At 38.0% G+C, this 7,163-nt stretch carries 4 protein-coding genes and 1 pseudogene; 4 read left to right on the plus strand and 1 reads right to left on the minus strand.

What is annotated here, in order from left to right; genetic code table 11:
• Positions 1-289: gliding motility-associated C-terminal domain-containing protein (locus R3333_RS11100; RefSeq protein WP_318958848.1), on the plus strand; the 289-nt coding region annotated here is incomplete at its 5' end.
• 370 nt (positions 290-659) lie between these two features.
• Here the strand turns inward: R3333_RS11100 and rpmH are convergent.
• A complete protein-coding gene (rpmH, locus tag R3333_RS11105; RefSeq protein ID WP_318958849.1) occupies positions 660-821 on the minus strand; it encodes a 50S ribosomal protein L34 in 162 nt (53 codons plus the stop codon).
• A gap of 161 nt (positions 822-982) precedes the next feature.
• On the opposite strand from rpmH, the gene R3333_RS11110 reads away from it, so the two are divergent.
• The 3 genes and pseudogenes from R3333_RS11110 to R3333_RS11120 all read left to right on the plus strand — a co-directional run.
• On the plus strand, positions 983-2,803 hold the full coding sequence (locus R3333_RS11110; protein ID WP_318958850.1) for an ABC transporter ATP-binding protein: 1,821 nt from the start codon (positions 983-985) through the stop codon (positions 2,801-2,803).
• Between the two features lie 237 nt (positions 2,804-3,040).
• Positions 3,041-6,316: a VPS10 domain-containing protein gene (locus R3333_RS11115; protein ID WP_318958851.1), complete on the plus strand. Its 3,276-nt coding sequence runs from the start codon at positions 3,041-3,043 to the stop codon at positions 6,314-6,316.
• Between the two features lie 100 nt (positions 6,317-6,416).
• Positions 6,417-7,163: pseudogene (locus R3333_RS11120) on the plus strand (hypothetical protein); the annotation flags it as partial.

Consider the following 7,163-nt stretch of genomic DNA (forward strand, 5'->3'; position numbering starts at 1 on the left):
ACCTGGTGATGATGGTAAAAACGAAATGTTTACTTTCTTAACAGCTTCAAATTACTCTTCTATTCGATTAGTAATTACAAACAGATGGGGTAACGTAATGTATGATCATACAGAAGAGTACGATTCAGCATTGTTACCTTCTCAACAAACAATGCCTGCTTGGGATGGTACGAACAAAAGTGGTACTCCAGCAGCAGAAGGAACATACTTCTACTACTTCTATTTAGAAGGAACAAGTGATGATAAAAATTCAGAAGGTCAAGGTTTCTTACAATTGATTAGAAAATAAGACCACTTAACGAATACAAAAGGCTTCTCCAACGAGAAGCCTTTTTTTTTGTTCAATAATTCAAGGATACAAGGAGAACAACATACCACTCCGTCTTGCTCCCTACTCTCTTTCATTACTCACTTCTGTAGCAGATAGCAATGGCAGCTTGCTTGCTTAGGGAGTTAGTAAAACTCCTTGCACTATACGACCGGAGGAAGTATAGTTAAAAGGATGTGTTTTACTTACATCACTAAACAAGCAACTACAATGGATAGCTGCTTCCCGCCAAGGTACTTGGAGGGTACAGCCTCATTATCCAATACAAAATATTAAACACAAAAAAAGCCCGACTATACAGTCGAGCTTCAATATTATATATATGCTAAGATTATCTCTTCGCTAATTTGTTGTCAGATACAGAAAGGCTTTTTCTACCTTTTCTTCTACGAGCAGCTAATACTTTACGACCATTTTTAGTCGCCATTCTGCTACGGAAACCGTGCTTGTTTCTTCTTTTTCTTTGTGACGGTTGGAACGTTCTTTTACTCATGACTTTCTATTATTAAGTATTTTAATTCAATCTTGTTTCCAGTGTTTCAGGGTTGCAAAGATATATAAATTTTCTTTTACGCAAAATACTTGCACAAATTTATTTAAAAATGAACAACTTATTCTACGCAAGCGTTACTTTTGTCCGAAAATAGCACGTAAATGTTAGGACCAAGAAAGAAAGGCAAACGAGAAAAAGTAAAATTAAGTAAAGAATCTGTACAAAAAGCAAAAGGAATCTTCTCTTATTTGAAGCCCTACTCTTTTGTTTTTGCCATTGGATGGATTTGTTTGGTACTTTCTTCGCTTTCTGGACTTGCTTTCCCATATTTAATGGGACAGTTATTAGGTGGAGAATCTGCTGAGACGCCAGCGTCAATGTCAGACACCGTTAGTCTTATTAACATGGACAACGTAAATGATGTTGCCATTTTACTTTTGATATTATTCGGTGCGATGTCTGTATTCTCTTTCTTTAGAGTAGTACTTTTTACCAACGTTACAGAAAACACCTTAAGAGATATCCGCAACGACGCATTCTCTAAATTGATTTACATGCCCATGGATTTCTTCAACCAAAACAAGGTTGGAGAATTAACCAGTAGAGTTTCTAATGATATTACGCAGGTACAGGAGACCTTGCGTACAACCATTGCTGAGTTCTTTAGACAGATTATTACTGTGGTAGGTTCTGTACTTTTCTTGGTGTTGACTTCTTGGAAGTTGGCTTTGATCATGTTGTCTACCGTACCGGTTATCGCTATTATCGCCGTTTTCTTCGGAAGGTTTATACGTAAACTATCTAAAAACGCACAAGACTTTAATGCAGAAAGTAACTCTATCGTAGAGGAGGCTTTGATGGGAATTACAAACATCAAGTCTTTTACACACGAGATGTTTACCTTAAACAAATACAAGAAAGCTACAGAAGAAATTAGAAACCTAAATGTTAAAAGCGGATTGTGGCGAGGAGTTTTTGTTTCCTTCATGATCTTCTTTATGACGAGTGCCATTGTATTTATTATCTGGCAAGGTATTAAAATGACACAAGGACCAGATCCTGAAATTTCATCGCAACAATTCTTTTCATTCATCATGTTTACCATAATGATGGGAGCTTCTTTTGGAAGTATTCCAGATTTATACGCAGGAATTCAAAAATCTATCGGAGCCGTAGAGAACTTGATGAACATTATTTCTGAAAAAACTGAATTTGAACAGAAAAAAGGTGAATTGCAACCTACCTTAGAAGGTAACATCAGTTTTAAAGATGTAAACTTTGCTTATCCTCAACGAAAAGATATAGAAGTCTTAAAAGGAATTTCTTTTGAAGCACAAAAAAACCAAACCATTGCATTGGTAGGAAGTTCAGGAGCGGGTAAGTCTACCATTGCCTCTCTCCTCTTTAACTATTATGATATTGATAGTGGTTCTATCTCCTACGATGGTAACAAAGTTGAGGACATCTCTGTTGAACATTTGCGTTCTCAAATGGCCATAGTGCCACAAGAGGTTATTTTATTTGCAGGAACCATCCGCGAAAACATCAATTTTGGAAAGGTTGATGCTACAGAAGAAGAAATAATTGAAGCGGCTAAAAAAGCCAATGCTTGGGCATTTATTAAAGACTTCCCACAAGGGTTGGATACAGAAGTTGGAGATAGAGGTATTCAGCTCTCAGGTGGACAAAAGCAACGTATAGCTATCGCAAGAGCTTTATTAAAGAATCCACGTATATTAGTTTTAGATGAAGCTACATCTGCTTTAGATTCTGAATCTGAAAGATTGGTACAAGAAGCATTGGAGAACTTAATGCAAGGAAGAACCTCTATCGTAATTGCTCACCGTTTGTCTACCATTAGAAATGCAGATAAAATTTTGGTTTTAGAACACGGTAAAGTTGTAGAACAAGGTACACACAGTGAATTGGTTCAAATTGAAAACGGAGTGTACGCAAACTTGAGTCAATTACAATTGAACTAAATCATCTAAGAACATTGAGTGTAATAAATGAGCACTTAGAATGATATATGAACGCCCGGCTTGAAAAAGCTGGGCGTTCTTTTTTAAACAAGGGTTATTTAAAAATGTCTGTTGTTAGTTTTTAACCAGCGAAGTATAATTCTTGAATCTTTAATTCTCCTTTCCCTTCTAAAAGTTTAAATATCTAAGGGTCTAAAAATCTAATTCCTATATTTAAGGTCCATAAAACTCAAAACCATGAAAAAACTTTCCGCATTCGCTTTAAGTGCCCTGTTTATTGCGGGTACTGCAACTGCACAGAAGAAAGATAAAAAAGAAGATGCTGTAATAGCTCCTAGTAGTTATGCCGCTCTTAAATTTAGAAATGTTGGTCCGGCTGTTACCTCTGGTAGAATTGCCGATCTCAAAGTTCACCCCAACAATCCGAATGAGTGGTTAGTTGCTGTGGCTTCTGGTAACGTTTTTAAAACCACGAATCACGGTACTACCTTCACTCCAGTGTTTGATAATTACGGTTCTTATTCTGTAGCATGTGTAGAATATGCTCCAAGTAACCCAAATACAGTTTGGTTGGGGTCTGGTGAAAACAACAACCAACGTTCAGTAGCTTATGGAGATGGTGTTTACAAATCCTTAGATGGTGGTAATACATGGAAAAACATGGGGCTCAAGAACTCCGAACACATTGGGAATATTATCATTCACCCAGAAAACGAGAATATTGTTTGGGTAGCCGCTTATGGTCCACTATGGAGCAAAGGTGGTGAAAGAGGCGTTTACATGACAACCGATGGTGGTGAAACATGGACACAGACTTTATTTGTCTCTGAAAACACAGGGATTTCAGAAATTGCAATAGATCCGTCTAATCCAGATATTTTATATGCTGCGGCACACCAGAGAAGACGTCACGTTTATACGTATATAGGAGGTGGACCTGAGTCTACCCTATATAAATCTACGGACGGTGGAAAAACGTGGAAAGAAAGTGCTAATGGACTACCAACGAATGACATGGGTCGTTTAGGTATAGCAGTTTCACCAGCTGATCCCAACGTAGTTTATGCCATAGTAGAAGCACGTTATGGAAAACAAGGTTTTTACAAATCAACCAACAAAGGTGAAAGCTGGAGCAAGCAATCTGGTCACGTAACCTCGGGTAACTACTACCAAGAAATCATTTGTGACCCCTACGATGTAAACAAGGTCTTTTCTATGGATACTTGGTTACACCACACAGAAGATGGAGGGAAAACTTTCAAAAAAACAGGTGAAGCCAATAAACACGTGGATAACCATACGATTTGGATCAACCCTAAAAATACAGACCATTGGTTGGTAGGTTGTGACGGTGGTATTTATGAAACCTACAATCATGCACAAGATTGGAAATTCTACGCAAATTTACCGGTAACTCAATTTTACAAGGTGGCGGTTGACAATGCAGAACCTTTCTATTACATCTACGGAGGTACACAGGATAACAATTCCCTGGGTGGACCTTCACAAACGATTAACAATGCCGGTATTTTAAATTCAGACTGGTTCATCACCAATGGAGGTGACGGATTTGAATCTGCGATAGACCCTGTTGAACCGAATATAGTATATGCACAATCGCAATACGGATGGTTGGTGCGCTATGATAAAAGTTCTGGAGAAAAAATGGGAATTCAGCCACAACCGGGAAAAGGAGAAGATGCTTACAGATGGAACTGGGATGCCCCCTTGTTGATTTCTCCTCACGATCATAAAACACTTTACTTTGCGGCCAACAAGCTTTTCAAGTCTACAGATAGAGGTAATTCTTGGCAAACTATTTCGCCTGATTTAACGCAACAAATCGATAGAAACGAGCTTCCTGTTATGGACCAGGTTTGGACGATGGATGCAGTAATGAAAAACAAATCAACGACCATTTATGGTAACATTGTAGCTCTAGATGAATCTCCTGTACAAAAAGGTTTGTTATACGTTGGAACAGATGATGGTTTAATCCAAGTTTCTGAAGATGATGGTAAAACATGGATTAAAATTGAAAGTGTTGAGGGAGTTCCTGCCAATACTTATGTAAATCAATTGTTTGCTTCTAAACATGATGCAAATACAGTTTATGCCATTTTCAACAACCATAAAAATGGTGACTTCAAACCTTATGTTTACGTGAGTAACAATAAAGGGAAAAGCTGGAAAAACATCAGTAATAATCTTCCTGAAAAAGGATCCACTTACTGTATGGAACAAGACCATAAAAACAAAGACTTACTATTTGTAGGAACTGAATTTGGAGCCTTCTTTTCAACAGATGCCGGAGCAAACTGGAATGCTTTGAAAAAAGGTTTACCAACCATTGCCGTACGCGATATGGATATTCAAGAAAGAGAAAATGACTTAGTTTTAGCCAGTTTCGGTAGAGGTTTCTATGTATTAGATGATTACGCTTTGTTGCGCCAGTTAAACAAAGAAAACTTAGATAAAACAGCACATTTATTCTCTACTCCTACTGCAGACCTTTATGTTCAAAGTAGTCCGCTTGGCTTACGAGGAGTAGGATCGCAGGGCGCGGCTTTATATGCAGCAAAGAATCCTAAGTTTGGAGCAACTTTCACCCTTCATTTAAAAGACGAATACAAAACTTTAAAAGACGAGCGTCAAGAAGCTGAAAAGGAAAAAGAGAAAAATGGTGAAGCCAATGTTTACCCAACATTAGAAGAGTTAAGAGCTGAAAAAAGAGAAGAAAAAGTTCAACTTATTTGGGTAATTACAGATGCTGAAGGAAATCCTGTAAGACGTTTATTTTCTACTCCGCAGCAAGGAACGCAGCGCATGACTTGGAACTTAAGATTGCCCTCTACGAACCCAATTCGTTTAAAGAAATTTAAACCTGGTAGATACAGTAACCCAGATGAAGGTCCTTTGGTTACTCCTGGAACTTATCAAGTAACCGTTTATTTGGAGGATAATGGTGAAATCACGGAATTAGTTCCGTCATCTAACTTCGAGGTGAAGCTTTTAGAAAATCAAATGTTAGCCAATCCTTCACAAGAAGAGAATTTGGCCTTTGCACAACGTATGATGGAAATCAACAGAAAGATTTCTGGTACAGCAAGTATGTATGTTGAAAACGAAGAGCGTTTGAAATACATTAAAGCGGCAATTTTACAAGCTCCGAATGCTGACTTAAGTTTAATGAAGGAAGTAAAAGCTCTGGAGAAAATGGCCGAAGAAATTAGAATTAAAATGTGGGGAGATGGATTAAAGTCTAGTTTAGAAATAGAAACAGCTCCAAGTATTGCTGGTCGTGTGGGTACTGTAAACTATCAACGTTATGGAACAACAGCAGCGCCAACAACTACACAGCAAAACGACATTGCAATTGCTGAAGAAGAATACGCAGCATTACGTCCGACTATAGAAACGTACATGGCTCGTGTAGCTGCCCTTCAAGAAAAATTGAATGCGGCAAATATTCCTTACACAAAAGGAAACAACAAAAACTTCAAAGCAGAATAATTTTTTTTACATATCGCCTATTTTTCGATAAAATTCATCGGGAAATAGGCGATTCTCTTTAAATGGATTATTTTCGAATCCGCTAAAAGAAACTCATCATATGCGTTATATATTTCTCGTACTAATTTGTACAATCTCCCTAGGTTTAAAGGCGCAACACACCCTTACTTTTCCAGAACTAGTATTGAAAGGAGAACAAGTTTCCTTCACCCTTACTACTTCTGAGGAAATTAATCATGTATGGATTAACGGTCAAAACATCGCCCTCATACCAACAGAAGATGGCTATAAAGGAGAAGTGGAAATCCACGATGGAGAAATAGAACTCAACGCGGGTTACACCCACAACGAACCTATGGTTATACCGGGTTGGTTGAGTTTATTACCTCCGCTTATCGCTATTGCACTGGCATTACTTTTCAAAGAGGTGATCTCATCCTTATTTATTGGAATACTCGTAGGAGCAGCAGTTTTCTCTTGTTATGCAGATGGGATTATCGGAATCTTTAGTGCATTTTTAACAGTGTTGGACAAATATATGCTTCATGCATTATCGGATGGGAGCCATGTTTCGGTCATACTCTTCTCCCTACTTATTGGTTCCATTGTTGCACTGATTTCTAAAAATGGAGGGATGCAAGGAGTAGTTAACCGCATCGTGAACTTTGCACAAACTAGAAGATCTGGAATGCTCACCACTTACTTTTTGGGGATTGCAATTTTCTTTGATGATTATGCCAATACACTTGTGGTAGGAAACACCATGCGTTCGGTTACCGATAAATTGCGCATCTCTCGTGAGAAATTGGCTTATATTGTTGATTCTACTGCAGCACCAATTGCGGCT

It is taken from the genome of Lishizhenia sp. (assembly GCF_033720595.1).
GTDB lineage: Bacteria > Bacteroidota > Bacteroidia > Flavobacteriales_D > Crocinitomicaceae > Lishizhenia.

Coding starts and splice junctions, on each gene's coding strand:
- rpmH (WP_318958849.1), bottom strand. CDS start 821: ATGAGTAAAAGAACGTTCCAACCGTCACAAAGAAAAAGAAGAAACAAG.
- R3333_RS11110 (WP_318958850.1), top strand. CDS start 983: ATGTTAGGACCAAGAAAGAAAGGCAAACGAGAAAAAGTAAAATTAAGT.
- R3333_RS11115 (WP_318958851.1), top strand. CDS start 3,041: ATGAAAAAACTTTCCGCATTCGCTTTAAGTGCCCTGTTTATTGCGGGT.